17 protein-coding genes are annotated in these 24,880 nt (G+C 60.9%); 2 read left to right on the top strand and 15 right to left on the bottom strand.

Annotated features, from left to right (window positions below; genetic code table 11):
• Positions 1–69 precede the first annotated feature (69 nt).
• Entirely contained in the window at positions 70–618 is a 549-nt protein-coding gene (locus FGZ14_RS09315; protein ID WP_139923584.1) for a hypothetical protein, read from the bottom strand.
• A 36-nt stretch (positions 619–654) separates the two neighbouring features.
• Positions 655–1,371 carry a hypothetical protein gene (locus tag FGZ14_RS09310; RefSeq protein WP_139923582.1) on the bottom strand — a complete coding sequence of 239 codons (717 nt, stop codon included), beginning with the start codon at positions 1,369–1,371 and terminating at the stop codon, positions 655–657.
• Positions 1,372–1,749: 378 nt separating this feature from the next.
• Here FGZ14_RS09310 and FGZ14_RS09305 point away from each other — a divergent pair, with 378 nt between their 5' ends.
• Entirely contained in the window at positions 1,750–3,411 is a 1,662-nt protein-coding gene (locus FGZ14_RS09305; RefSeq protein ID WP_139923581.1) for a hypothetical protein, read from the top strand.
• Positions 3,412–4,035: 624 nt separating this feature from the next.
• Positions 4,036–7,203, top strand: coding sequence for a PA14 domain-containing protein (locus FGZ14_RS09300; RefSeq protein ID WP_139923578.1), 3,168 nt, complete (start codon positions 4,036–4,038; stop codon positions 7,201–7,203).
• Positions 7,204–7,330: 127 nt separating this feature from the next.
• On the opposite strand, the gene FGZ14_RS09295 is transcribed toward FGZ14_RS09300, so the two are convergent.
• The 13 genes from FGZ14_RS09295 to FGZ14_RS09235 form a co-directional block, all read right to left on the bottom strand.
• On the bottom strand, positions 7,331–8,329 hold the full coding sequence (locus FGZ14_RS09295; protein WP_139923576.1) for a hypothetical protein: 999 nt from the start codon (positions 8,327–8,329) through the stop codon (positions 7,331–7,333).
• On the bottom strand, positions 8,326–9,675 hold the full coding sequence (locus FGZ14_RS09290; protein ID WP_139923574.1) for a lipopolysaccharide biosynthesis protein: 1,350 nt from the start codon (positions 9,673–9,675) through the stop codon (positions 8,326–8,328). Before FGZ14_RS09290 ends, FGZ14_RS09295 begins: the two co-directional genes overlap by 4 nt.
• A gap of 71 nt (positions 9,676–9,746) precedes the next feature.
• The gene (locus FGZ14_RS09285; RefSeq protein ID WP_139923571.1) at positions 9,747–10,991 is read right to left on the bottom strand and encodes a glycosyltransferase; all 1,245 of its coding nucleotides are present in this window, start codon (positions 10,989–10,991) and stop codon (positions 9,747–9,749) included.
• Between the two features lie 40 nt (positions 10,992–11,031).
• Entirely contained in the window at positions 11,032–11,913 is an 882-nt protein-coding gene (locus FGZ14_RS09280) for a beta-1,6-N-acetylglucosaminyltransferase (RefSeq protein ID WP_139923569.1), read from the bottom strand.
• Between the two features lie 66 nt (positions 11,914–11,979).
• Positions 11,980–13,179 carry a glycosyltransferase family 2 protein gene (locus FGZ14_RS09275; RefSeq protein ID WP_139923567.1) on the bottom strand — a complete coding sequence of 400 codons (1,200 nt, stop codon included), beginning with the start codon at positions 13,177–13,179 and terminating at the stop codon, positions 11,980–11,982.
• Positions 13,180–13,496: 317 nt separating this feature from the next.
• Positions 13,497–14,729 (bottom strand): glycosyltransferase, encoded by a 1,233-nt coding sequence (locus FGZ14_RS09270; protein ID WP_139923565.1) that lies wholly within the window; start codon positions 14,727–14,729, stop codon positions 13,497–13,499.
• 9 nt (positions 14,730–14,738) lie between these two features.
• On the bottom strand, positions 14,739–15,644 hold the full coding sequence (locus tag FGZ14_RS09265) for a glycosyltransferase family 2 protein (RefSeq protein ID WP_139923563.1): 906 nt from the start codon (positions 15,642–15,644) through the stop codon (positions 14,739–14,741).
• Positions 15,645–15,651: 7 nt separating this feature from the next.
• Positions 15,652–17,088: an O-antigen ligase gene (locus FGZ14_RS09260; RefSeq protein WP_139923561.1), complete on the bottom strand. Its 1,437-nt coding sequence runs from the start codon at positions 17,086–17,088 to the stop codon at positions 15,652–15,654.
• Between the two features lie 134 nt (positions 17,089–17,222).
• Positions 17,223–19,472, bottom strand: coding sequence for a hypothetical protein (locus FGZ14_RS09255; protein WP_139923559.1), 2,250 nt, complete (start codon positions 19,470–19,472; stop codon positions 17,223–17,225).
• Positions 19,469–20,239 carry a TolC family protein gene (locus FGZ14_RS09250; RefSeq protein ID WP_139923557.1) on the bottom strand — a complete coding sequence of 257 codons (771 nt, stop codon included), beginning with the start codon at positions 20,237–20,239 and terminating at the stop codon, positions 19,469–19,471. The genes FGZ14_RS09255 and FGZ14_RS09250 overlap by 4 nt, the downstream gene beginning before the upstream one ends.
• Positions 20,239–21,123: a sugar transferase gene (locus FGZ14_RS09245; protein ID WP_139923554.1), complete on the bottom strand. Its 885-nt coding sequence runs from the start codon at positions 21,121–21,123 to the stop codon at positions 20,239–20,241. The genes FGZ14_RS09250 and FGZ14_RS09245 overlap by 1 nt, the downstream gene beginning before the upstream one ends.
• Positions 21,124–21,209: 86 nt before the next feature.
• Positions 21,210–21,596, bottom strand: a complete 387-nt coding sequence (locus FGZ14_RS09240) for a response regulator transcription factor (RefSeq protein WP_139923552.1) — start codon at positions 21,594–21,596, stop codon at positions 21,210–21,212.
• Positions 21,597–22,228: 632 nt separating this feature from the next.
• Positions 22,229–24,367, bottom strand: coding sequence for a GAF domain-containing hybrid sensor histidine kinase/response regulator (locus FGZ14_RS09235; RefSeq protein WP_139923550.1), 2,139 nt, complete (start codon positions 24,365–24,367; stop codon positions 22,229–22,231).
• Between the last annotated feature and the right edge of the window lie 513 nt (positions 24,368–24,880).

Raw genomic sequence — 24,880 nt, 5'->3', positions numbered from 1 at the left:
GAGGTGCCTCACTGGTAGGCCAACTTTTGGCCGCCAGATCATCTGTCTATCTGTTCACCCGTCACTTCCTCAGCACTCCCGTGGGATGCCCAGTTCCCGGGCCAGGGGCGCGGCGGCTGAGGCGTAGAGCAGCGCCAGCAGCTCGTTGAGGGCGGGGGCAAACTCTAGGTGGTAGTCTTCGTGGAGCTTCTGAATGGACTTTACGACCTCGGCGGTGCGGCGGGCCAGGTGTTGGAGCAGGGGCTGGGTGGGGCCGTGCAGGCGGCCGGTGGCCTCGGGCTGGTGGCGCAGCACGTTGGTGAGCAGGCGCAAGGTCAGCTCGATTTCACCCTGGGTGTCGCCCGTGATTTTGCAGTGGTAGGTGAGGCGCTGCTGCAGCTGCCGCACAATATGAAGTAGGTCGTTGGGGGTTTGGTGGAAGCCGCGCACGGGGTCATCTACCTGCTGCTGCAGGCGCTGGCGGCGCACTTCCAGGGCATCGTCGCCTTCCAGCAGACGGAAGGCTAGTTGCTCCGTCAGGACGGCATCCTGGGAAACCAGGCGGGTCAGGAGTTGGTCTTTTTCTTTTTGTGGCAGGCCCAGGAGGGCTTTGCGCAGATCGGGGGGTAGGGCAGGCATAGGAACTATAAACGTAGTTCCGCCCCGCCAGATTCCCTAAGCGCTTACGTTCTGAGCCGCCGCCCGCCGCCACTGCCGCACTACCTGCCACCCTGAGAGCATGCTCGGTAGCAACAGCAGCCGCCAGGTGTTGCGCCAGTCGGGGGAATATAAATCGTTGCGTCTTTCAGCAAACCATTCCGTAGCTGCTTCGCTGAAAGAGAGCTTAGGTGCTACCTCTGGTTGGGAGATAATACTAGATGACGTACCACAAAAAAATGGAGCATATCCTGGATCAGGAGGCTCATTGCCCAACAAATTAATGCTGAAAGGAGGTTTTCTTAGGTCTATCCAATACTTCTTGATGCCCAATCGATTAGGTATATCTAACAATTGAATAAAGGTGTTATAGGAAGTTGGTTCGCTCATATACACATGTACTGCCCGGTGTTGAATCTGTTCCCCAACCAACGAGAGACATATGCTTTCTATCATCCTCACTTCAAAATAGTCAGCCCATAGATTCCCTAACACAAAAACGCTTTTCCAAGGGCCAAATTCTTTGACTTGTTGGGGTGTAGGAAATCCAAAAAGGGAACCTATGGGTTTACCGGGTTTAGGGAAGGCAACCTCCAGGATTGTTTGTTTAGGTTTTGGATGTTTAATGTATGGCAGCGCCACGCACCCTAGCAACAACAGCCACGCCAGTGCCAGCAGGCCCGGCGGATATAGCAGAGGGTGTTGGGCGCGGCGGGGGGTAGGTAATAGCAGCATAGCAGTAGGTTATCCTTAACGTAAGAATAACTGCCAAATAGCGGCTGTCCAGAGTAGCACACGCATCGGCAGACCTAGCAGTGGTAGCAAATCCTTAACGTATAGAAGTAGGGTATTTGCATTAATTCAATCAATCCTATAAATTTTCTTTCTTACATTAGCCCAGCGGGTTCACCTGCCGCTTTTGGAATACTGTTCTTGCTGCCGCTCTTCGTTGGTCTGACCCCCACCCGTCTGGCTCCCAAAGCTCATTTCCTTGTCTGGATCAGGTTATCGGTGTGGTGCTGATAATTAAGGAGGTGGTTTGTGGGCTGCTCCGGAAGCAAGCCCTGCCGCGCCTTCGCCTTTCAAGTACCGGTCACCCTTGAAAGCTGTCCTATGAAACGCATGATACGCTTTGCCCACATGGGCAGCCAGTTGGTAGTAGGGGCGGCGCTGCTGGGGCTGGCCGCGCCCGTCAGTACCTGCACCGGTCCCCAGCATCCCACTGCCCCACGCACCCCGCACACGGCCGAAAGCTACGTTCGCCCCTACACCGCAGATTTCGGCTACGGCTGCAACATGGGCTACTACGGCAGCGGCTGGAACGATGAGCAGCTGGCCTCGGCCATCAGCAAAGCCGGGGGGCAGACCATCCGGGTAACCTTGCCCGAGCAGTTTCTGGATAAGTGGGGGTGGCAGGCCCGGCGGGCAGCCTTCCGGCACCACACCAACAACCTGGGCCTGCGCGAGCTGGTATGCTTTGTAGGCGAGCCCTCCGCCGAGCACCGCGAGAAAACCGTGTATCCGGGCTGCCGGGAGCCCTCCAAGCTGTTTGCCAACCTCTACGAGCCCATCTGGCTGCCCGACAGCACCGTAAACCCGCGCAACTACTACGCCGCCTACATCTACCGGCTAACCCAAACCTACGGCAAGCACATTCGCTTTTGGGAGGTAGTAAACGAGCCCGATTTTATTACCGACGTCAGCAATAAGGAGTGGCTGGGCCGGGCCCCCCGGCCCGCCGAAACCACCAACACACTGGCGCCCATTTACCACTACATCCGGACTCTGCGCATTACCTGGGAGGTAGTGAAAAAGTACTGCCCCGAGGATTATGTAACTCCCGGCGGCCTGGGCTACGCCGAGTACCTCGATGCTCTGCTGCGCTTTTCCGATAACCCCAAGGGTGGCGCCGTAACGGCCCAGTATCCGGCCCGGGGCGGCGCTTACTTCGATGTGGTGGACTACCACGTCTATCCTTCCTACTACCTGCGCCGGCGCAACCTGCTGCACACCGGCTTCAACTACCAGCGCAACTCCGATAATGCCGCTGCCCAGCTGCTGCGCCACAAGGCCCGGTTTGAGGCAGTGCTGCACAAACACGGCTTCAACGGCGAGACCTACCCCGAAAAGCACTTCATCATCACGGAAACCAACATCAGTCGGCGCACCGCCGAGTGGCGCTACAGCTCCGATGAGATGCAGCGTAACTTCGGCATCAAGGCTCTGGTGGCGGCCCAGAAAAACGGCATCCGGCAGGTGCACTTTTACAGCGTGGCCGAGGCGGCTGATGCTCCCCGGGAGCCCGCCGGCGTTTCCTCCGCCGATGAGTTCAAGCTCATGGGCATGTACGAAAACATGAACCGCGACCGGCCCGGCCGCGAAAAGCTCACCCCCCTGGGCCTCGGCTTCCAGACCACCGCCGGACTGCTGGCCGGCTGGCGCTACGATGCCGCCCGCACCGCCGCCCTACAGCTCCCCGACGAAGTGGAGGGCGCCGCCTTTCGCCGCGACGGTCAGTACCAGTACGTACTGTGGGCCAAAACCCAGCTCGATCAGCGGGAAACCGCCACGGCCCGCTATAGCTTCCCGGCCGCCTGGCCGATGGCCGGCGTAGAGCGTAAGGCCTGGGATTTTGGCCTTTCCCAGGTGAAGCTGCGCTTGCCGGGCCGCGAGGTGCTGCTGGACGGAGCTCCGGCCTTTTTTACGCTACTGGAGCCCGCTGGTCTGCAATTGGCCGCTACCCCTCAGCCCCGCCAGAACCCCCGCCGCAGGTAGCCTCGCAGGAGCTTACGGGTAAGCCGCCGGTGCCTGAGTAACCTATACAGTGGGTCATATAGCAGTGTGTGCTTTTTGTACTATTGAATCATTGAATTTCGAATTATTAATAAAATAGCCCATTATCAGCAATTTAACCTAGGTGGGTGATTTGTGAATTGTATTTTTTGCGAAATTTGAATGGTCGGCAGCAAGGGCCGGGCAGAGGAAATACGTGTAACGTCAGAAGCAGGAGGATACCGGGCAACGCAAGCGCAAGCCCACGCAGAACAACTGGAGAAGTTTCCCGCCTCCGGCCATTACTGCCGGGGTAGGAAAGCAGCAAATAGAAGTACGGATACAGTTTGCCCGCCCGATTGGGTAGCAAGCGCGGAGCTTCCCAGCCGGAAGAGCAAGTGCCCGCGCACCAGGCCGGAAAGTCGCCATTCGGCGGCCGGCGGCCCGGAAACCGGTGCACCGAACCCAACAACCTGATTGCGGGCCTGCCGCGGCCGGCACGGCCCCATTTGCGCACCAGTACCCCACCTACCCGTCCTGCCTGAAGCGGGGCGCACTCACCACAACCGGGGAGCCGGCGGCTATGCGCTGCCTGGCTGCCCGCACCTTCACCAAACCTCTTTTGAAATGGCGAAATTTTCCGGATGGATGGCGCTGCTGGCCTTTTCCGTATGTTTTTTCCTGACAACGTACGTGGCCCGGGCTCAAAGTGAAACGCGCGTAAGTATCACCGCCATTAGCCCCAGCCCCGATACCGGCCAGGACTACTCGCCCTGGCTCACCGACGACCTCAGCAAACTGGTCAGCAACCATTGGGCCCCAGCCAACTTTCAGTACATCGACGTAACCCTATCCCTGGCTCAGCGCACCAACATTACCCGCGTGCGCCTCTACGATTTCGAGGGTTCCTTTGCCGACAATCCGGCTTCCATTTACGCCCTGAATGGCACCCAGCGCATCTTGCTGGGCACCTTCACCGGGGCGCTTTACCAGCAGTGGGTAGAGCTGAAAACGGCCATGCCGGTGGCTGCCGATGCGATTATCGTGCGCAAATACTGCAACAACATTCCCCAGAAAATTCAGGTGTACGGGTATGCAAGCGGCGTTGCGGCTACCCCCGCGCCAGCGCCAAACCCTGCTCCAAGCCAGGCGCAGGCGACTATCAGCTTCGGGGCGCTGCCGGCGAAAACCGTGGGCGACGCTCCCTTCAACCTCAGCGCCACCAGCAACAACACGGCCACGCCCATCACGTTTGCCTCGTCCAATACGGCGGTAGCTACGGTTTCCAACGCCGGTGGTCAGTGGCAGGCCACCGTGGTAGGGGCCGGTACCACCACCATTACGGCCGCCCAGGCCGGCAGCTCAGCTTACCTGGCTGCGGCCAACGTCAGCCAGACGCTGACCGTGCAGGCCGCCCCGGCTACCTCGCCCACTACCCCGGCACCTGCTGCCCCTAACGCTGGCCCGCGGCCCATCAAATTCAAGCAATCCTTGGGCGTTAATGCGTTTGAGTGGGATTTGGAAGACCCCAACAAGCCCTGGGAGGTAGAGGCCACCCGGATGGCGGGCATGAAAAATTTCACCGGCATGCGCCACTACCTCGACTGGGAGCGGCTGGAGTCCTCAGAGGGTAGCTACACCTTTAACCCTACCCACAGCGGCGGCTGGAACTACGATGCTATGTATCAGCGCCTCAAGGCCGAGGGTATTGAGGTGCTGGCCTGCATCAAAACCCTGCCGGGCTGGCTGCTGAACACCTGGCCCGCCGACCAGCGCGACCATGAGAACGTGCCCGTGCGCGGCGGCGCCGACTTCAGCAAGCCCGCCTCCTACCGCGAGCAGGCCCGGATGGCTTTTCAATTCGCGGCCCGCTACGGCAGCAACACCGGCGTGCCCCGCAGCCTGGTAACCGTTAATACTACCCCCCGCTGGCCCGGCGACGGCATCAATGAGGTGAAGATTGGCCTGAACCTGATTACGTACATCGAGTGCGACAACGAGCGGGACAAGTGGTGGAAGGGAGCCAAAGCCTACCAGACGCCCGCCCAGTACGCGGCCAACCTCTCGGCCTTCTACGATGGGCACAAGAACACCCTGGGCCCTGGTATTGGGGTGAAAAACGCCGACCCCAACATGCAGGTGGTAATGGCCGGCCTGGCCAAGCCCGACCCCGAGTACGTGAAAGGCATGGTGGAGTGGTGCCGCCAGAACCGCGGCTACCGCCCCGACGGCAGCGTGAACCTGTGCTGGGACATCATCAACTACCACAACTACTCCAACGACGCCGGTACCTCCCAGGGCGGTAACTCCACCCGCGGGGCCGCCCCCGAGGTGTCGGACGCGGCGCCGGTAGCCCGCAGCTTCGTGCAGATGGCCCGCCAGTACTGCGGCAACATGCCCGTCTGGATTACTGAAACCGGCTTCGATACCAACCAGGGTAGCCCCTTTAAGGCCATTGCCATTGGGGGGCGCTCGGTGCAGGAAACCCAGGCCGACTGGCTGCTGCGCACGGCTCTGCTCTACCCGCGCTACGGCGTGGAGCGCGTGTTTCTCTACCAGCTCTACGACGACAACCCCGGCAGCGCCACCCAGTTTGCCACCATGGGCCTGCTCAACGCCGACCGCACCCCTCGCCTGGCTACCAAGTACCTGACGCAAACCAACCAGCTGCTGGGCGAGTACACCTTCCGGGAAAGCCTGAGCACTAACCCCGTAGTGGACCGCTACGAGCTAAACGGCCAACAGGCCTATGCCCTGGTAGTGCCCGACGAGAAAGGCCGCACGGTGCAGTACACCCTCAACCTGGGCACCGCTACCTATGCTGATGTGTACCGCCCCACCAGCGGCAGTGCCCTCTCAGTGCAGCGCGTGAACCTGACCAACGGGCAACTGAGCCTGCTACTGACCGAGACGCCTTTGTTTGTGGTGCCGGCTGCCGGCAGCACGGTTGGCAGCACTCTGCCGCCCACCACGGCGCCGGCTACCTGCTCGGCCACGGGCACCATCCTGCGGGAGCAGTGGAACAATGTAAGCGGCGCGGCCGTGTCGGGTATCCCGGTGCTTATCACGCCCACCAACACCAGTCAGCCAACCCAGTTTGAAAGCCCCCGCAACCTGGCCGATAACTATGGCGCCCGCCTCCGCGGCTACCTCTGCCCGCCCCAGACCGGCGCCTATACTTTCTGGATTGCCGGCGACGATAACTGCGAGCTGTGGCTAAGCTCCTCCGATGACCCGGCGCAAAAAGTGCGGATTGCTACGGTAGCGGGCTACACCAACCCGCGCGAGTGGAACAAGTACGCCGGGCAGAAATCGGCCCCGGTGACGCTCACGGCCGGGCGCCGCTATTACGTAGAGGCCCTGCACAAGGAGCAGGGCGGCGACGACCACCTGGCCGTGGCCTGGCAGCTGCCCGATGGTACCCTGGAAGGCCCGATTCCGGGCAGCCGGTTGTCGCCGTACGCGGGTGGTAGTGCCAGCCCCACGGCCACGGCCAGCAGCGCGCTGCTGGGCGCAGGTCCGGCCACGCCTGAAACCGCCGCCTTCACCGTGGCGCCCAACCCTTTCACCACCGCCAGCGAAATAACCTTTCGGCCCCAGACCACCGGCCACGCCAGCGTAGTGGTGTATGATATGCAGGGGCGAGTGGTACGCCAGCTGTTTGCCGGCCCGGTAGAGGCCGGCTCTACCCAGCGCCTCACGCTTCCGGGGCAGGGCCTGCCCACGGGCGTGTACCTGGTGCGGCTTACTACCCCCTCGGTGGTGCTAACCCAACGGGTAGTGCTGGCCGAGTAGAAACCAGAATGTAGCAGCCTGGCGCCAGTGGCCCTTCGCTTGTTGTAGCCAAAAACCGGGGTAGCCCTGGTTACCGGTTATGGCAGGCGAAGGGCCACTGTGTGAATGATGGGCTGAGGCAGCCCGCTCAGGCAGTTCTATAGAGCTTCCGGCGGCCCATAGCCAGCAGGCGGCGCACGAAATAGGGGCTGAACGGAGCTTTGAACAACGATTTCAGGGCGTACTTGATGCCAGCCCGGGGCTGGCGGTTGGCGAAGGCGTAAAGCGAGCCTTCCTGCAGGCGGTCAGCTTCTACCTGCCGCTGCCACTGGAGCGTCAGCTGTTGTACGCACTGCAGCCGCTCCGTCAGCGACAACCGCGTGAACCGCTCGTGCAGCAGCCCCGACAGCCGCTCATCCATCAGGCGCTTCTGGCGGCGCCCCCAGTAGTGGCATACAAAAGGCTGGGCCCCAACCAGCCGGGTCTGGTTTTGCAGTACCAGGGAAAAAGCCAGCTGCTCGCTTACAAACCAGGCAGTGCGCTCGAAAAACGTATCCATTACCTGTCGGATATCGGATAGCAGCGGGGCCTGCTGGTGGCTGATGCCCAGCACGCCCGAGTTCCAGGCTACCTGGCGGGAGTAGAACCGCGTGGGCTGCCCGGCTACCTGAAATACGGCGCTTTCCAGCAGCTTCAGCAGCCGCTCCGGGTACTGCTGCTGTCCGAAGGCGGCAAACACCGGCACGGCATCCTGCAGCCGGTACTCGGGTTGGTGCATGAGGCTGGTGCCGGAGGTCAGGCGCGCCAGCAGGCCAGCTGGGTCGGCGGTAAAAAACGTGTCGGTATCAGTGTACAGTGCATCGTGCGTCGGGAATACGGCAAAGACGTGTTCCAGAATAATGGCCTTTACGCGGTGTAGGTACTGGGCTGCGCCCTTCATCTGGCTTAGCCGGGCCGGCGTCAGCAGCTCATACTGCACCGGCAGCCCGGCCAGGTAGGGCCGGAAATAGTCCGGGTTGTCGGTGTACAGCATGGTCTGCACCTCCGCCCTGTCTCCCCGGTACCATGCCCAGAAGCTTAACACCGCGAAGACGGCCCGGTGGTGTTCGGCTCTGTGACCGTAGGACAGCACGACGAAGTTCTTCATAGCGTAGGATTCCGGTTCGTAATAAGCTTCACTTTCTGAAATAGCAGATCCAGCCGGCTGCGGAACTCGGCCAGGGCCAGCGGAAAGGTATCCTGATAATGTAGAGGCAGGTACTTGTTCAGCACCCAGTAGCCGTAGCCCAGGCTGGCTACCAGCGTGAAGGCCGAGGCCACGGCAGCTCCGTAAATGCTGCCCGTAAACTTGATGCAGAGGATGTCGGCGGTGGTGTTGATGGCCAGGGCAATGAGCACCTTTATCAGGTTGAGCTGGGGTTTGTTGATAATGTCGAGGGTAACGCCCAGAAACCGCTCGATGGGGAATAGCAGGGCGCACACAATCATGATGCGGTAGAGGTTGGCCGCTTCGGTGTGCACGTATTTCTGCCCCCCGATCAGCAGCACAATCACATCGGCAAACACGAGCACGGCCACGGTAATCGGGATAAAGAGCAGGGTAAGGGAGCCGGCGTATTTCTTGAGCGTGTGGGCCACCTCATCGTGGCGCTTGCGGTTCACGGCCGCCGACATATCGGGCATGGCCGTAGCCAGGCCGCTGCGCAGCGGAATCTCAATGATTTCGAGCAGGCGCTGGGGTAGGTTGTACACGGCCAGGGCGGCTGGGCCCAGCATAAACTTAATGATGAACGTATCGGAGCTGCGTAGCAGGGTAGCGCACAGAAACGTGCCGAAGCTGTACTTGCCGAAGTGGAATACCTCCCGCACGCAGGCTGCCGTTTTGTGGCGCAGCGCCCCCAGCCGGGCCCAGCCCATTACCAGGGCTACCACGCTGGTTAGCAGGGAGCTGGCCAGAAACGAGTACACAATGCCCGGCAGACTGATGTTGCCCAGCGCATACAGCAGCACCGTCAGCAGAATAAAGGAGCCCTGATTGAGCAGCCGGATGGTGAGGATGGCATCAAAGCGCTGCTCAGCCTGCAGCAGCCACACGGCCACATTGAAGGGCAGCGTCACGACCAGGCTCAGACCAAAGTAGTGCAGCAGCAGCAGTACGCCGGTATCGGTGGTGTAGGGTGCCAGCGGTAGGCAGGCCAGGTTGAGCAGCACAAAGAAGCCCGTCACGAGCAGGCCGATAAACCAGGAGGAACCCGCTACGGTGGTCTGCCGGGCCTGGTCGGCGCCGGCGTAAAACTTAATCAGGGGCGTTTGCAGCAGCCCGGTCCGGAAGGTATCGAGCAGCAGAAAGGCAAACTGAAAGAACACCCAGTTCCCCATATCGGCTTCGGGCAGAAACCGGTACAGAATGCTGTAGGTCAGGATGCTGAACACGGCCATGACCCCGTTGCCCGTCAGGGACAAAACATGTCGGTTTTTAAAGACTGCGAGCATCAGGCGGCAGGAAATAACGGTGGGAGTGGGGTAGGCGGCTGGGGGCGGCGGGAAGGGGAGTGCGTGGTGGCTCAGGCAGGGGTCAGCGTGGCCGCCGGGCCGGAAGCCAGGGCCGGCGAAACAGTGCGGATGGCCTGGTAAATCTGTCCCACGCTGTTGGCCCAGGTGTGGGTAGCGGCAAAGGCGGCGCGCTCCTGCTGCCGCTCGGCGGAGTCTTCGCGCAGGGCCTGCTCAATCAGGGGCCCGTAGTCGGCCGCGGCGTCGGCCAGGTAAGTGTGCCCGGCGAAGATGTCCATGGCCTGGGTACGGGTAGCCACCACGGGCTTGCCCAGGGCCAGGTACTCGTCAATCTTGCGGGGGTAGTTGCCAATGGTCATGTCGTTGATCAGCTGGGGATTGAGGCACACGGCAAACTCCCGGATGTAGGCCGGCAGCTCCTCTGGGGCTTTCGGACCCAGGAAGTGCACGTTGGGCAATTGGTGCAGGCCACTGGCCCGGAATTCGTCGTCCTCGGGGCCCACCAGCACCAGGCTCCAGTGGGGGCGCTGCTCGGCCAGGGTCTGCAGCAGGGCTATATCCAGGCGCAGGCTCACCAGCGCCCCCACGTAGCCAATCAGGGGGCCCGGGAGGCCGGCCAGGTCAGGGGGCAGCGTATCCTGGCCGGTAGCAGCGGGGGTAGGGGCCACATCGCAGCCCTGGCCCACGTAGTAAGAGCGGGGGTTGTAGCGCTGGCAGTACGAGGCCAGGTAGCTGGAGTTGGCCACGCACACGTCGGTCTTGGCAATGAGCTGGGGCTCCAGGCGGCGGCCGTGCTTGCGCCAGTAGTCCACGGCCAGCATATAGTCGCGGGAGTAGTACACGCTCACGGCGGGCCGTAGCAGCTCTTTCAGGTAGAAGCTCCGGAAAATATCGTTGTCGTTAAACAGGATGAAGTCCTCGAAGCCCAGGGCCTGAATGCCGCTCCGGATAGAAGCCGCGAAGCGCCGGTTATTCAGCTTATTCAGCACAGTGTACACCGGTGAGGACGGCAGCCAGTTGATAGATTCCACCATACAGTCGGGGGTGAGCACCCACAGGTTTTCGCCCGCAACGGCCAGGGCCTGCTCCTCGCCCTTGGTAACCCGCAGCCGGCGCTGCACCCAGGCCTCGTGGCGATGCTTGAGCACGGTGTTGCGGTCCAGGGGCGAGTTCACGTAAAGCACCCGGTTGTGGCGGGCAAACTCCAGGGCAATATTCTTGCAGTTGCTGCCAATTTCGGTGTCCCAGGGCTGCTGCCCTACCACTACAATATCACGGCCGTGTATGGGGTTTTCCATCAGAAGAAAAGTGGGGTAGGCGAAAACAGAAGGGCAGGCATCAGGAAACGGGCTGCAGCGGGGCCGCCAGCAGCACCTCATCCACGCGGTTGAGCACGGTGGCATCCACGGTGGGGTCAAACTTGCGGGCGAACAGCTTATAGCTGGTGCGCAGACTCTCGAAGTCGTCGGAGGTGAGCACCTTGGGGTTGGCCCCGCCCCGGCTCCAGTCGATGTAGCGGTAGTTGTCGTTCACGATGGTAGCGCGGTAGGGCGAGTTCATCAGGATGGTCGAAATCAGAAACTCATCGGAGCCCCAGGTAAACATCGTGAAGCGCCGCAGGGTAGGGTTATCATCCACGAAATCAACCAGGTACTGGGCGCAGGTGCGGCTGATGGTCCACCAGGAGCCATCCTTGCCGCCGTACAGGGTGTAGGGCAGCGGAAACTTGCGCTTGGGCAGCAGCCAGTTCAGGGTGGACTGCAGAAAGTACTGCCCTTTGAAGTGGAAATAAGTAGAGTGGTACTTCTCCACGCGCGTGATGGCGTGGGCCCACCACTCGGAGTCTTCCTCACTCGATTCAAACGAGAGAAAGGAGCGGCCCAGGTTGCGGGTAAAGAAGCTATAAATGGTTTCTACGGGCTTGATGGGGTAGTCCTGGGCGCTCATCAGGTTGATGAAGTCGTAGGCAATACCGGTGGTCAGAATTTCGCGGGTGCACTCCAGAATGGCCTTGGTGAAGCGGTAGGAAGCCCAGCGCACGTACAGACGGGTGGTGGTAAGGCGCACGCCGGGTAGCGCTTCCAGAAACTCAAACTCCCGCCGGTCGGCTTTGGCGTCCAGATGAATGTAAAAGTCAAAGCCCTCGTGGGCCATGGCCGTTACCAGCCGGGCCACTTGCTCGGGGCCCTTGTGAGCCATAATCAGATGGGCTATTCTCATCGCCGGGAAGGTTGGGTGAACGGCTTTCGAACAAGCGGGTGGGGTAGGGGAGGCAGAGCGGGGAGCTTAGGCTTTGGGCAGACTCAGGTTGCCTTCCAGCGGTTGGTTGCGGGCGGCTTTTTCCCAGGCGGCGGGCTGGGAGCCGCGCAGGTAGCGCCGGAAGCCCGCAAACACGGCCACGTTCATCAGGGTGAAGTAGAGGGGCACCAGCAGCAGCTTGTGGCTGCGGCCCCGGCTTTCGGCCAGCCAGCCCAGGTAGGCCAGCCCATAAAACAGGAGCTGTCCGGTAAAAAAGGCCGCGTAGAAGCCGCCCGCCAAGCCCGTAAGCACCAGGCTCAGCACCAGCAGCAGCACCAGCGCCACCGGCGTAATGCTCCAGCGCAGCACCCGGTGCGAAACGTACAGGAACGTTACCAGGGGCTGCCGCAGTGGGTTCAGCAGGGAGCGTAGCCGCACCATCGACTGCCAGCCGCCCGCGCAGATGCGGATCTTGCGCTTCATTTCCTCGGCCAGGGAAACCGAAGGCGCTTCGGCGGCATAGGCGGCCGGCTCGTACACCACCCGGTAGCCCTTCTCCACAATGCGCAGGGACTGAATAAAGTCATCGAGGATGGTGTCCTTTTCCAGGGGCTGAAACAGGTTGGAGCGGAAGGAAACCAGCTCGCCGGCGGCCCCCATCAGGGAGTAAATCTGAGAGTCACAGCGCTTCAGAAACGACTCGTATTTCCAGTACAGCCCCTCGCCGGCCCCGGAGGACGAGGCGTGGGCCAGCACCTTTTTTTCACCCGATACGGCACCCACCTGGGGGTCCTGGTAGTGCTTTACCAGCTCACGCACCGCTTCGGGGTTCAGAAAGGAATTGCAATCGGTGAAGATGACGTAAGGCGTGCGCACAAACTCCATGGCCCGGTTCTCAGCCAGAGACTTGCCCCCGCGGAAGGGAGAGTGCAGGTGCTCCACCTCGGGGTAGCGGGCCAGCACCTCGGCCGAGTTGTCCGTGGAGCCATCCGTAATGAACAGGAGCCGCAGCTTCTGGCGGGGGTAGCTCAGGGCCAGGCAGTTGGCCACCTTGTCATCGAGAATATCAGCCTCGTTGTAGGCCGGCACTACCAGCGTAACCTCCGGCTCGAAGGGAGCCAGGGGCCGGGCGGGCCGCACCAGCCGGGTAAGGCCCGCCAACGCCCAGGTCACTAGGCCATAGCCCACATACGTGTAGAACGCCACGGCAAAGGCCGCCCAAAAAAGGTAAAGGAGAAAGTTGCTCATCATCAAAGGAGTAACTGGATAACGGAGTAGCTAAGGGAGGAAAGGAAGTAGGTCTGCCTACCCCGGTCCGACGGGTGAAGCCTGCCGGACCAGTTGGCTTCGTGCTGACTTCTATTGGAAAGGTTTGGGCAGATGGAAGGGGTAGGCCGAAGTCGTGCAAACGGCGCGGGCGTCAACCAGTCGGACACCTGCGGTGTCGGACCGGAGCTAATTGCTCAGGACTGCTGGCGGCCGGCCCGCAGACCCCGGATGAAGCCAAAGATCAGGCAGGCTGCGGCGGGCAGGGCAATGATTTCGAAGGGCATAAAACGTGAAGGTTAGTGCTCAATGGAGGCATCGAGGGCCTGCACCCGGTGAGGAGTAGCCAGGAAAGCCGTTTTGGAGCGGTTGATGCGCAGCAGGGCCAGCACCATGCACACCAGGGCGTAGGGCAGGCGCACAATGGCTGCCAGCAGCTGGCGGTTGTAGAGGCGGCCCGGCAGGGAAATAAGCAGCGTAAGCCCCAGCACCGCCAGCAGGCCGCCCCAGAACAGGGGCGAGGGGCCCACCGGCAGCACCAGGTTAAGGCCCGCCGAGGCCAGCAGCAGCAGCCCCAGCACCCCAATCAGCAGCACGCGCGGGACCAGAAAGGCCTGCACTACCTTGTTGAAGAACTCGAAGTTGTCGTGGTCCAGAAGCTGCTCCACGCCTTCGGCGGCGTACTTCTTCAGGAACTCCAGCTGCGAGGCCAGCCAGCGGCTGCGCTGTTGGGTAAACACCTGCGCATTCTCTACCTTCTCATCGTACACGAACACGCTGTCGAGGTAGCAGATTTTCTCCTGGTCGCGGGCAATGCGGAAATCCAGCTCCTTGTCTTCGCCTACCGTTTCGCCAATGCCCTGCAGCAGCTGGCGCAGGTAGCCAAACTCGAAGGCCATACCCGAGCCGATGAGAGCCGCCGAGAGACCCACGGCAAAGTGCCCCTTGCGGTAGATGTGGTTGTTGATTTCCTCGTTGCAGGCATCGAGCAGGGCAAAGGCCGAGTCGGTGTTTTTGGCGGTGCGGTGGGCCTGCACAACCTGGTAACCTGCCTCGAAGGCTTGGTTCACGGCTTCCAGGCAGCCCCGGCCCATGAGGTTGTCCACGTCCAGCACCATGGCTATCTGGTAGCGGTGCCGGGGCAGGCTTTCCAGGGCGTAAAGCAGGGCCTTGCCCTTGGTGCTGCGCTCAAAGTGCACTTCCAGCACCTGGGCTCCCAAGTTGCGCAGGGCCTCCACGGTGGCCGGCTGCAGGCCGTCGGCAATGACGCACACGGTATGAGGCCCGCTGTACGTATGGCGCAGGGCGGCGCGGGTAGTTTCCAGAATAACGGAGTTTTCGCGGTAGGCCGGAATCAGCACACACACGGCGCGGGCAGGGCGGCTGGCCTGGTTCGACTGAGCCGGAGCCGCTACCCGGGGCTGCCGGAAATGGCCGGCCAGGGCAAAAAACAGCAGATAAGCACAGTTCAGGGCCAGGTAAATACCCAGCGCCCACAGCAGGCCATCAAAAAAGAGAGTAATAAGGGACATAGCGCGCGGTTAGGAAGTAGCAGAAGAGGGACCCGCTAGGTGCTGCAGATTCCACCACAGCCCGCGCCCCAGGGCCCGCAGGTGGCTCCACTCGGAGCGCCACGAAAACGACACGGCCTTTTTGGGCAGGGCCGCCAGCAGAAACACGCAGGTACTCGTCCAGCGCGACCAGCCCGTGAAGTTGCGGCGGATAAACAGCAGGCGGTTGCGGTTCATGTAGTAGGTTTTCAGCACCGAGGCCTTGCCCACTGACATCGACTCCTTGTGGTAAATCGTCGATTCAGCGACGTAGTGGCAGGTGTAGCCCCAGCGCTTAATGATTTCGCAGTAGTCCAGTTCCTCGTAGTACAGGAAGTACACTTCCGGCATCAGGCCTACCTCGTCAATCACGCGGCGGGGCACCATCATGGCGGCGCCGTCGGCCAGCTGGGTGGGGCCGGAGGCGTTGTGCTGCCCGTGGTCGGGCTCCAGGTGCCCAATGGTTACGCTGCGGCCCGTCCAGGTATTGATGCCCCGGGAGCCGGCATACTGAATAATGCCGTCTGAGCCGTGAAAAATGATTTTGGGCGAGGCAATGCCGGCCTCCGGGTTTTGCTCGAACAGCTCGACCAGGGGCTCCAGAAAGCCGGGGGCTACCTCCGTGTCGTTGTTCAGGAACAGAATGTACTTGCCCTTGGCCTGCCGGATGCCCAGGTTGTTGCCGCCCGCGAAGCCCAGGTTCTGGGGGGAGCGGATGAGCTGCACCTCCGGGAACTGCTCCGTAATCAGGCCGGGGTCGTCGGTAGGAGAGGCGTTGTCCACCACAATAATTTCCACGGCCGGGTACGTAAGCTGGCGCAGGGAAGCCACCATCTCGCAGGTAACGCGGGCCTGGTTGTAGTTGATGGAAATAATGGATACCAGAGGCGTGGCCATAAGCTGGTTACGGTTGAAGGGGTTTCGGATCAGAGTCGAGCTTGGGACCCAGGAAAATGAAAGCCCAGGAGATGTACACGATGATGGCCGAGGGCATGAAGTTGATGACCTCGTTGCCGTAGCTGCAGAACAGGATGCCCGCCGCGCCCGCCGTCAGGGCGTTCAGCTTCACGCGCAGCTTGGGGTCCCGGATGTTCCAGACGATGCCGCACCCCTTGCCCACGATGTAAAGCATGATGCCAAACCAGATGATAAAGCCCACGATGCCGTACATCACCCACACCTTCACCCAGTAGCTGTCGGGCGGAATGGTGGAAAGGTAGCTGCCCGGGTTGTACTTAATGCCCCAGGTACCAATAGTGCCCACGCCGCCGCCAAATGGGTGCGAATCGAGGTAGTTGCGTAGCACCAGCTGGTTGTTGAGGCGCACGTTCAGGGAGGCGTCCTGCGGGTCGAGGGCCGTGCGCATCCGGTACACGTTGTAGTTGCTGTCCCCGATTTTGGTGTACTTCAGCACGTACAGGGCCGAGAGGGCCAGCACGGAGCCTACTACCAGGGCCTTGATATTCTTGCTGATCAGCAGGGCTACCCCAATGCCCACCAGCAAGGCAAACAGCGCCCCCCGGGTGCCGGAAATAAACATGCCCGTAATTAGCAGGCCGGCCGCCAGCAGCAGCAGCGTTTTCTGCCACTTCTTAAACGGCCCGAACCCCAGAATCAGGGCTATCAGGGCAATATGGGCCTGAGAAGCCCCGAACTGGCCGGCGTCGCTGTAAAAGGAAAACACGCGGAGCTTACCCCAGAGCAGGTGGGTTTTGGAGTTGCCCACGTCCAGGAAGTGTTGCTCGCCCGGCGAGAGGCCGATGTAGAGCTGCTTGAGCCCATTGAGTGTGCCCAGCAACGACAGCCCGATCAGCAAAACCAGAAACAGGTTCAGGTCTTTTTTCTGGTTGAATAGCAGCAGGGCCAGCGGCACCGTGAGCAGCCAGTAGAACGAGGCGCTTCGGAACTCCTGCACCCACCCCATCACACTGGCCCCCGAGGGGTTGCCCAGCTCCAGAATGTTGACCCCAAACCAGAACAGCGTCAGCAGCATCAGGTCGTTGCGGAGGTAGTTCCAGTTGAAGCGCCGGTGCTGCACCAGCACCGCCACGGCCGTAGTAACCAGCAGCCCGTCGATGGCCAGCCCAAACGGCGCCCCTCCCACTTCCCGATCGATAATGAAGAACAGGAAGCAGTAGCAGAGCAGGGCGATGATGCCTACCCGCGGGGTTGTGAACAGGATGATGACAAACGGCACCACCACAGCCAGCACAATGAGCAGGGCCGGCACCAGCAGCCCTGCCTGGGCCGTGCCCCAGCCCACTACCACAGCCGCCAGCACCGCCAGCAGAATCTGCATCCCGCGGGTTTTCAGGGTAGGGACTGGGGCAAATTGGCTCATGGTAACGGGTAAGGGGTAGTTGGATTAAGAATGAGGGGGTAGGAAGAGGAGCTGAAGAAGGCTGAGGGAGCTGCCGGCGGGGACTGTAGCCCGGACTTTCGCAAGCCACGTGGCAAGGACCCGGAGCTGATTGCTCAGGGGTTGAGCAGGCCTTGGAGCGGACGCGGGGGTAGGCCGGCTTTCTTGCCATTGCCGGATTTCACGCGGGCCCCAATGAAGTCCGTCACGTACTCGGGCAGCACCCCGTTCAGCACCACCTCAATGGGGGCCTTGGTCACGTTCCGGATGTTCTCGAAGATCTTTCTGTCGGCCTGCTCCCAGCTGCGGGTGGCCTTCACGGCTACCAGAATCAGGTCGAGGCTTTGGAGCAGGGAGGCGGGGTAGGTAGCTTCCAGCAAGGCCGGAAACTCCACAATAATCACGGCGTTGTTGTAGGCGCGGATACCGGCCAGGTCGGCTACCGTTACGCCCTGCGAGAGGCCCTGCAGAGGCGAGTAGTAGGCCGTGTGCCCTTCCATCCAGACGTGCACCGCGTGGTCGTTCGGGAACAGGCCCAGGGTTTTGATCTTCATGTTGTTGAGGCTGGCCGTCAGGGAGGTGCTCAGGGTGGTTTTGCCCTCACCGCTCTGGCTGCTCAGTACCCCAATCATGAAGGGCTTGCCGGAATCGTCCTTCTGGTGCATTTTCAGCAGCAGCTGCCGCGCCAGCTGGTCTTCGGCCCGTTGGGCGTCCAGCAGCTGCTTCTGGTTCAGGTTGGTGGTGCTCGGGATGATGCCCATCACCGGGAAGCTGGTCACCTTGGTAGCCAGGGCTGGTTTCTGCAGGGAGTTGTTCAGCAAATCAGCGGCCACCAGGCCGGCCCCCGTGAACAGAAACGACCCGATCAGGCCGCCCAGCAGCAGCACCAGCAGGCGGGTACCGCCAGCCGTGGCCGGCAGGTTAGGCGGGTCCACCACCTTCAGCTGCGAGGCCAGCTCCACGTTTTGCTGGGAGAGTTTGCTTTGCTTCAGGCCTTCTACCTGCGACATGTATTCCTTCTCGGCTATTTCCACCTCGCGGCGGATTTTGCGAATTTCGGCGCCCAGCGGCACCAGGCTGTTGTACTGGCTGGCAACGCTGTTTTTCTGCTGACGCATGGAGCTGAGCTGCCCGCGCAGGTCTTCCACCTGCAGGGCGTTTTTGCTGTAGTCCTGGAGCAGGTCCTTCACGGCTACCCCCTGCACCGAGCGAGAGTCGGCGTCGTAGCTGGTGGTAGCGGCATCCAGGCTGCTGCTGACGCTGGCCGCCTGCTGGCGCAGGTTGGCCACGCGGGCCGCACCCTCGGGCGTGTTGGCACTTTTGGTCAGCAGTTCAGCTTCCGAAATCTGCTCGTTTAGCTCGGCCAGGCGGTTGCTCAGGCGCAGTATCTCCTGGCTTTTCAAATTCGATACGCCCCGCCGGCCCAGGGAGGCCTGCGTCGATTTCAGGGCCGAGCTGGCCCCGGCGTACTGCATTTCCAGCTCGTTGAGCTTGTCGGCGGTAAGCTGGCGCTCCTCTGTGGAGGAAATAATCTGCTTGTCGTAATCCACAATGTTGTGGGTCTGGTGGAAGGCCAGCAGCTTGCGCTCCGCGGCCTGCAGCTTGGCGTAGGCCTTCTGGGTAGCCTCGTCGAAGTAGCCGATGACGTTGGCGTTCTGGCCCACGAACAGCTCCTTGTGCTTGCGGATAAACACCTGGGTCAGAATGTCCAGAGTTTCGCGGCACACCTGCGGATTTCTGCAGGTGTACTCAATCCGAAGCAGGTCGCTGTCCTTGACGCGGTTGGCGGCAATATTCCACATAGCTGCCTCCGAGTAGTAGGGGTGCTTGGAATAGAGCAGCCGGTAAATGGCGTTGGTATTGTTGACCTTGTAGGCGGCCGTGAGGTTGGCCAGCGTTTCGGCGGCGGTAGCCCCGCCCAGGGTCGTGGCCAGCGAATCGAGCAGGTGCTCATCGGCGGCGGCAATCTTGGAGGGCATCAGTACCCGCTGCACGGAAGCCATCAGGCCACTGGGAGCAGTCGATGCTTGCTGGGCTTTGGCGGTGGCCGCCCCGCTGGCCTTGCGCTCCTGCAGGTGCAGGGCCAGCAGACGCAGGCCCACTTCCTCGCGCGTTTCGCGGGAGTTAATCAGCGAGAGCAGGTTATCGAAGGCCGTGGAAGCCGCGTTCCAGCCCCCGCCGGCCGCGTTGTTGTCGCCGTCAATCTTGTAGCCCGAGGCTATGCCCGTGTAGATAACCGTATCGGAAGTGTACTTTTTGTCGCGGTTACGGCCGAAAAAGTAAATAGAGGCGCAGGTAGCCAGCGGCACCAGCGCCAGCAGCAGCCAGTGGCGGCGCAGCAGCCGGTAAAGGTCTTTCAGGGTCATCGGCCGTTCATTAAAAGGTGGAGGGGCGTACCCAGCAGGTCTTCCAGCAGCAGCAGCGCCGTCTGGTACTTGTTGCGGGCTTCTTCCTGGGCCAGCAGGGCCTTATTGTGCAGCTCGGTAGCGGCCATCTGCTCGTCCACGGGCATTTCACCGCTGCGGAATTTGCTGTCGGCCAGCTTCTTGCTGATGCCGGAGGTCTGCACCGCGTTCTGGTAGTGCTGCAGGTTGGCGCGGGCCAGGCCCAGCTCCTGATACAGCAGAATTACTTGGCGGCGCACTTCGGCTTCGCCTACAGACCGCTCGGCCGTAGCCTGCTGCAACAGCAGCTCCTGCTTATGAATAGTGGCCCGGCGGCTAGAGAGCTGCTCCAGGGGCACCATCACGTTCAGGCCCACATTATACTGCGCCCGGGCTCCCAGCGAAAAGGCATTCAACTGCTGCACCCGCTCCGTAGAGCCGTTGGTGGCAAAGTAGGGCAGCGTGCCGTAGTTGTAGCTGGAACCCAATGAAAACGAGTTCAGGATTTTCTTGCGGGCCAGCCGGATGTCCTCGTTGGCTACCTGCTTGGCCAGCTCCAGCTTTTCCAGACCCGCCGAGTGGCTGATGGCGGCCTGGTACAGAATGGGCAGCACCGCTTCGGGGGCCTTAAAAAACCGCTCCTCCCAGGGCAGGGTAGGCGGGGGCGGTGGCCCGGCTACCTGCTGCCCCCGGCCGAGCAGGGGCGCGGCCGCCAGGGCAAGCACAAGTGAGTAGAAAGCAATTTTCATCAGACGTTTTCCTTTTGCAGCAAAGCCGGGAAGGTTTTCAGCAGAATCTGCAGGTCCTTGCGGAACGAGTAGTTGGTGGCGTACTCCACATCCAGGGCCTTGCGCTCCTCTGCCGACATGTCGCCGCCTTTACCGCGCTTGCTTACCTGCCACAGGCCCGTGATGCCGGCCGGGGCCAGAAAGCGGGTGGCAAACTGATCGGTAGTGAGCTTTTCGGCCTCGTAGAGGGGTAGGGGGCGGTTGCCCACCAGCGACATATCGCCGCGAAGCACGTTGAAAAGCTGGGGCAGCTCATCAATGCTGGTGTTGCGCAGAAACATCCCGATGCGGGTAATGCGTGGGTCGTTGGCAATCTTGATGAAGGTGGCCTCTTCCCGGGCTTTCTTGGCCTGGTAGTAGTGCTTTTCGCAAATCAGGTTGCCGTGCCGGTCAATCAGGTGGCTCTGGCAGGTGCCGCCTTCGTGGCCGCAGGCGCATACGCCGGGCTCTACCGTGGCTTCTTCGGCCGCGGCGGCCTGGTACTGGTTCTGGTTTTTCATGGAAGCCAGCAGCTGATCCGCGTCGGGGCGCATAGAGCGGAACTTCCAGAAGCGGAACTTACGGTAGCCTGTACCCACACGGTAGGAGTAGTACAGCACCGGCCCCTTCGATTCGAGCTTAATTAGCAGGGCTACCACCAGAAACAGGGGTAGCAGGGCCAGCAGAATCAGGGAGGAGAAAACAATATCGAAGATGCGCTTGGTCACCGGCATGCGCATCACGCGGGCCCGGGGGCGGGCCGTGGTGGGTTTCCGGAGGGGGCGGTGTGTGAGTTGCCAGCCATTAGGCAGCAACGGCTGAGGGGCACTGCTGGAAGGGTAGAGATTGGGAGCGGTAGCGTTCATAACCAGAGAGTGTAGGTAGTCTTGGACCAATACAGATAGGGAATTTCAGGTAGTACAGGTCGGGTAGGTGATCAGACGCGAAGGCCCTAGGCCCGCACGCGGTTGAGCACGTTCTTGATTCTGATTTCCAGCTCTTCCGGGTTGAAGGGCTTCACGATGTAGTCGTCGGCGCCCTGCCGCAGACACTGGATTTTCTTGCTGCTCTCGTCGGCTACTGACAACATGAGTAGGGGCGTGGCCCCGTGGGAGGCATGGGCCCGCAGGCGCTTCAGAAACTCCAGGCCATCCATCTGCGGCATCTCGTAGTCGGCCACAATGGCGTCGGCCTGGTGGCCTTTCTGCAGCCAGTTCAGGGCTTCCTGCCCGTTGGAGGTGACCACCACGTCGTACTCAGTAGAGAAGTAATGCTCCAGAATCAGCCGGATAGAGGGCTCATCGTCGATGATGAGGAGTTGTTTCTTGGGGAAAACCATAAGTGCCAGAGGTTTTATGGTGAGTAAAAAAGTGTCGGGGCAGATGAAGTGTATGTTACTAATCGGATAAAAAATTGGGCTTCTGTGGGCCGGGCACACAAATGGCCCGGTACTGACGCACCAAAAAGCCCTCCGGCAGCCCGAGAGGCTGGCCGAGGTGGCAGGGTGGGAGTAGGGAGAGAGAGCTGCCAGCGGGCCGAAGCCGGGGAGTGCTGGTGCAGCAGAGCGGGAGTGAAGCGGGCCTCAGGCACGCGCTTCAGGGGAGGTAAGCAGGGCAGCCAGTTATTTTGACGAAGAAAATACGACTGCTAATGAAGAGGTTAGGTATGTTTGGCCTTGAGGCCGAGGTAGCAAGAGTACGTTATCAGAGGGGGCTCACAAGGCTGCTGCCAAAGCAATACAACCTTACCAAACTTCTCAACCCACAACGTACGGCATAGTACGACCATGAGTCTCATATGTTGCAATTTTATGTAATTATATCAATTAATGTTTGTATTGAGAAATAAGTGAAGTAAAATAATTATGACATAAGTCAAAAATTCGTATTTTAAGCACGACACTAACCCTAATTCGTACGGTCTGTCCTGGCCTTACGAAAGTGTGGATTGGAGTAGCTATGAAGTTGGTAATTAAATAGATACCAGTGCTTCTTCAGGGGTATTGTCGGGCAGCAGGTGGGCAGTAACCGTGGTGCTGTCGGCTGCTTCGGCCTGTTGCCGCAGGTGTTCGGCAAAAGTGTCGGCCATGCGGTTAGTGATGGTAGTAAGCAGGCCCAGTAGGTTCAGCAGGGGTTGGGGGGTAGGCGGTGGGGGATGCATAGCTTTTTCCAGCTGCTTAAGGCAGTGCATGGCCTCGGCCATCTGCAGGCTGCCATACGTGGCCCGGAGGCTGTGCGTGAGCAGGCTGGCTGCCTTCCAGCGCCGCTTACTCAGGGCTTCGCGCAGCTGCCGTAGCTGCTCCGGCACTGTATCCAGAAACAGCTGCTGCATCTTCCGGATAAACTCCTGGTCGTGCGCCAGCCGGCCCAGCTGAGAAAAGTTGTAGGAGGGCCGGGGCAGTTCCGGGGCTACTTCCGTGCGCCCCGTGGCCCGCACCAGAACGCGGTACAGCTCGGCCTCAGAGTAAGGCTTAATGAGGTAGTCGGTAAAGCCCTGGCGGGTGTACGCGCCTACCTCGTCCTTGAGGGCGTTGGCCGTGAGGGCAATGATGGGCGTATGGCGGTTGGGGTTGGTGGTGGCACGCAGGTAGGCTGTGGCCTCAAAGCCCGTAAGCTGGGGCATCTGAATATCCATCAGAATCAGGTCGTAGGGCTGGGCTTCGGCCAGGTCCAGCGCCTGCCGGCCATTGGTGGCTACCTCCACCTCCAGGCCCCAACCCTGTAGCAGCGTGGTAGCCAGCAGCTTGTTCACGGAGTTGTCTTCGGCCAGCAGCACCGAGAGGCCCTGCAGCAGACCCGGGGCCAGTACCGGCAGCACGTCCTCGGTGGGAGGCGCGTAGGCACTGACGGGGTAGGCCAGCGAAAAGCGGAAGCAGCTGCCGCGCCCGGGCTGGCTTTCCAGCCAGATGCGGCCCTGCTGCAGCTCAATCAGGCTCTTGCAGATAGCCAGCCCCAGGCCCGTGCCGCCGTAGCGCCGGGCCGTACTGGTGGCCGCCTGATCAAAGGCCCGAAACACTTCCTGTGCTTTTTCGGGGCTGATGCCCACGCCTGTGTCTTCCACGCAAAAGTTCAGCTGCACCTGCCGGGCATCTTCGGCGGCCACGTCCACCGTCACGCTGATGTGGCCGGCTTCCGTGAATTTCAGCGCGTTGGTTAGCAAGTTCAGCAGCACCTGCCGCAACCGGAACGGGTCGCCCTCTACCGTAGGAATGGCCGAGTCCTGAATGTGGGTGTGCAGGGCCAGGCCCTTGCTCTGCGCCAGGTGCTGCAGCGAGCGGGTAGCGTCGCGCACGGTGGCGGCCACATCAAAGGGTACCCGCTCCAGCTCCATGCGACCCAGCTCCACCTTGCTGAAATCCAGGATATCGTTGATAACCGTCAGCAGATTCTCCGCCGACGACAGAATGATGGTCAGGTGCTCTTCCTGCTGGGGCGTGATAAAACTTTCGCGCAGCAGCCGGGTCAGGCCCATAATGCCATGTAGCGGAGTTCGGATTTCGTGGCTGACGGCCGCCAGAAACACCTGCTTGCGCTGGCTGGCGGCCTCGGCAGCCTGCCGGGCCAGCTGCGCCTGCCGCAGGGCCAGCTCCTGGCTTACCTGCCGGGCCAGCAACCGCAGCACTGTTTGCTGCTCGGGGCTCAGGCTGCGCGGGGCGGTATCGTACACAGCCAGCACCCCCACCGCATGGCCTTCGGCCGTCCGGATGGGGTAGCCGGCGTAAAATACTACCCCTAGCTGCTCGCCGGCCAGCGGGTTCCGGGCGAACACGCCGGGCGAATGTGCCTGGTGCAGCTCAAGCAGCGAGTCGGCGCCGAGGGCATGGGCGCAAAACGAAACGCTCCGCGGTAGCTCCAGCAGCCCCGGCAGGCCTGTTTGGGCCTTAACCCACTGGCGCTCCGCATCCAGAAAGCTGATGGAAGCCATGGGCGCAGCGCACAGCTGGGCGGCTTCCCGCACCAGCGCATCGTAGGCTGGCTCGCTTTCCGAATCGAGGATGTGCAGGGCCTGCAGGGCCGCCAGCGCGTCGGGCGCGGGCCATGGGGCACCCCACCCGATAGCGGCCGCCGGAAATGGCAGGCTATGCTGATGTCCGGTAAGTAAAGATTCCATGCATTCCTCTGAGTTAATCGTGCTGCTGTATGAGCTCCACCGCCGGTATCTGTTACTGAAGTCAGTCAGCAGGTTAGCTGGCTGAGGAGATAACAAATTGCAATACTATAAGGTAAAAATAAAGTTTTAATTATTATTGTTATTGTTATATTAAGTAGAACTGATATAGCAGTTCCAGCGTCCCAAAAACTCTCTGCAATTAAAGGTCAAAACCACCTGCGCTTCCGAGGCACTGTTGAGCTTGCAAAGCTTTATATAGTAGAAGTAGAATTTAATTAAAGAATTGATTATAAGCTCATGATTCGAGGGCGGAAGTAAACCGGAGAACTGGTTAGCCCAGAGTAGCGAGAGGCTGGTACCGGCCCGGTGTTGCCTACCCCAAACGGTAGGCTGAGCCGCGTCAATGGGGACGAAAAAAAATAGAAAACCGGTGCCCGTCATGCCCACGGCTTTGCTTTGCCGGAAGGCGGCAAGTAACCCAAAGTGGGAGCCCGGAAAACGAAATGGCCGCAA

The organism is Hymenobacter sp. DG01 (assembly GCF_006352025.1).
Taxonomy (GTDB): domain Bacteria; phylum Bacteroidota; class Bacteroidia; order Cytophagales; family Hymenobacteraceae; genus Hymenobacter.
The sequence above is the reverse complement of the archived record's forward strand: the minus strand, read 5'-3'. Positions and strand labels throughout refer to the sequence as shown.

Coding starts and splice junctions, on each gene's coding strand:
- FGZ14_RS09315 (WP_139923584.1), bottom strand. CDS start 618: ATGCCTGCCCTACCCCCCGATCTGCGCAAAGCCCTCCTGGGCCTGCCA.
- FGZ14_RS09310 (WP_139923582.1), bottom strand. CDS start 1,371: ATGCTGCTATTACCTACCCCCCGCCGCGCCCAACACCCTCTGCTATAT.
- FGZ14_RS09305 (WP_139923581.1), top strand. CDS start 1,750: ATGAAACGCATGATACGCTTTGCCCACATGGGCAGCCAGTTGGTAGTA.
- FGZ14_RS09300 (WP_139923578.1), top strand. CDS start 4,036: ATGGCGAAATTTTCCGGATGGATGGCGCTGCTGGCCTTTTCCGTATGT.
- FGZ14_RS09295 (WP_139923576.1), bottom strand. CDS start 8,329: ATGAAGAACTTCGTCGTGCTGTCCTACGGTCACAGAGCCGAACACCAC.
- FGZ14_RS09290 (WP_139923574.1), bottom strand. CDS start 9,675: ATGCTCGCAGTCTTTAAAAACCGACATGTTTTGTCCCTGACGGGCAAC.
- FGZ14_RS09285 (WP_139923571.1), bottom strand. CDS start 10,991: ATGGAAAACCCCATACACGGCCGTGATATTGTAGTGGTAGGGCAGCAG.
- FGZ14_RS09280 (WP_139923569.1), bottom strand. CDS start 11,913: ATGAGAATAGCCCATCTGATTATGGCTCACAAGGGCCCCGAGCAAGTG.
- FGZ14_RS09275 (WP_139923567.1), bottom strand. CDS start 13,179: ATGAGCAACTTTCTCCTTTACCTTTTTTGGGCGGCCTTTGCCGTGGCG.
- FGZ14_RS09270 (WP_139923565.1), bottom strand. CDS start 14,729: ATGTCCCTTATTACTCTCTTTTTTGATGGCCTGCTGTGGGCGCTGGGT.
- FGZ14_RS09265 (WP_139923563.1), bottom strand. CDS start 15,644: ATGGCCACGCCTCTGGTATCCATTATTTCCATCAACTACAACCAGGCC.
- FGZ14_RS09260 (WP_139923561.1), bottom strand. CDS start 17,088: ATGAGCCAATTTGCCCCAGTCCCTACCCTGAAAACCCGCGGGATGCAG.
- FGZ14_RS09255 (WP_139923559.1), bottom strand. CDS start 19,472: ATGACCCTGAAAGACCTTTACCGGCTGCTGCGCCGCCACTGGCTGCTG.
- FGZ14_RS09250 (WP_139923557.1), bottom strand. CDS start 20,239: ATGAAAATTGCTTTCTACTCACTTGTGCTTGCCCTGGCGGCCGCGCCC.
- FGZ14_RS09245 (WP_139923554.1), bottom strand. CDS start 21,123: ATGAACGCTACCGCTCCCAATCTCTACCCTTCCAGCAGTGCCCCTCAG.
- FGZ14_RS09240 (WP_139923552.1), bottom strand. CDS start 21,596: ATGGTTTTCCCCAAGAAACAACTCCTCATCATCGACGATGAGCCCTCT.
- FGZ14_RS09235 (WP_139923550.1), bottom strand. CDS start 24,367: ATGGAATCTTTACTTACCGGACATCAGCATAGCCTGCCATTTCCGGCG.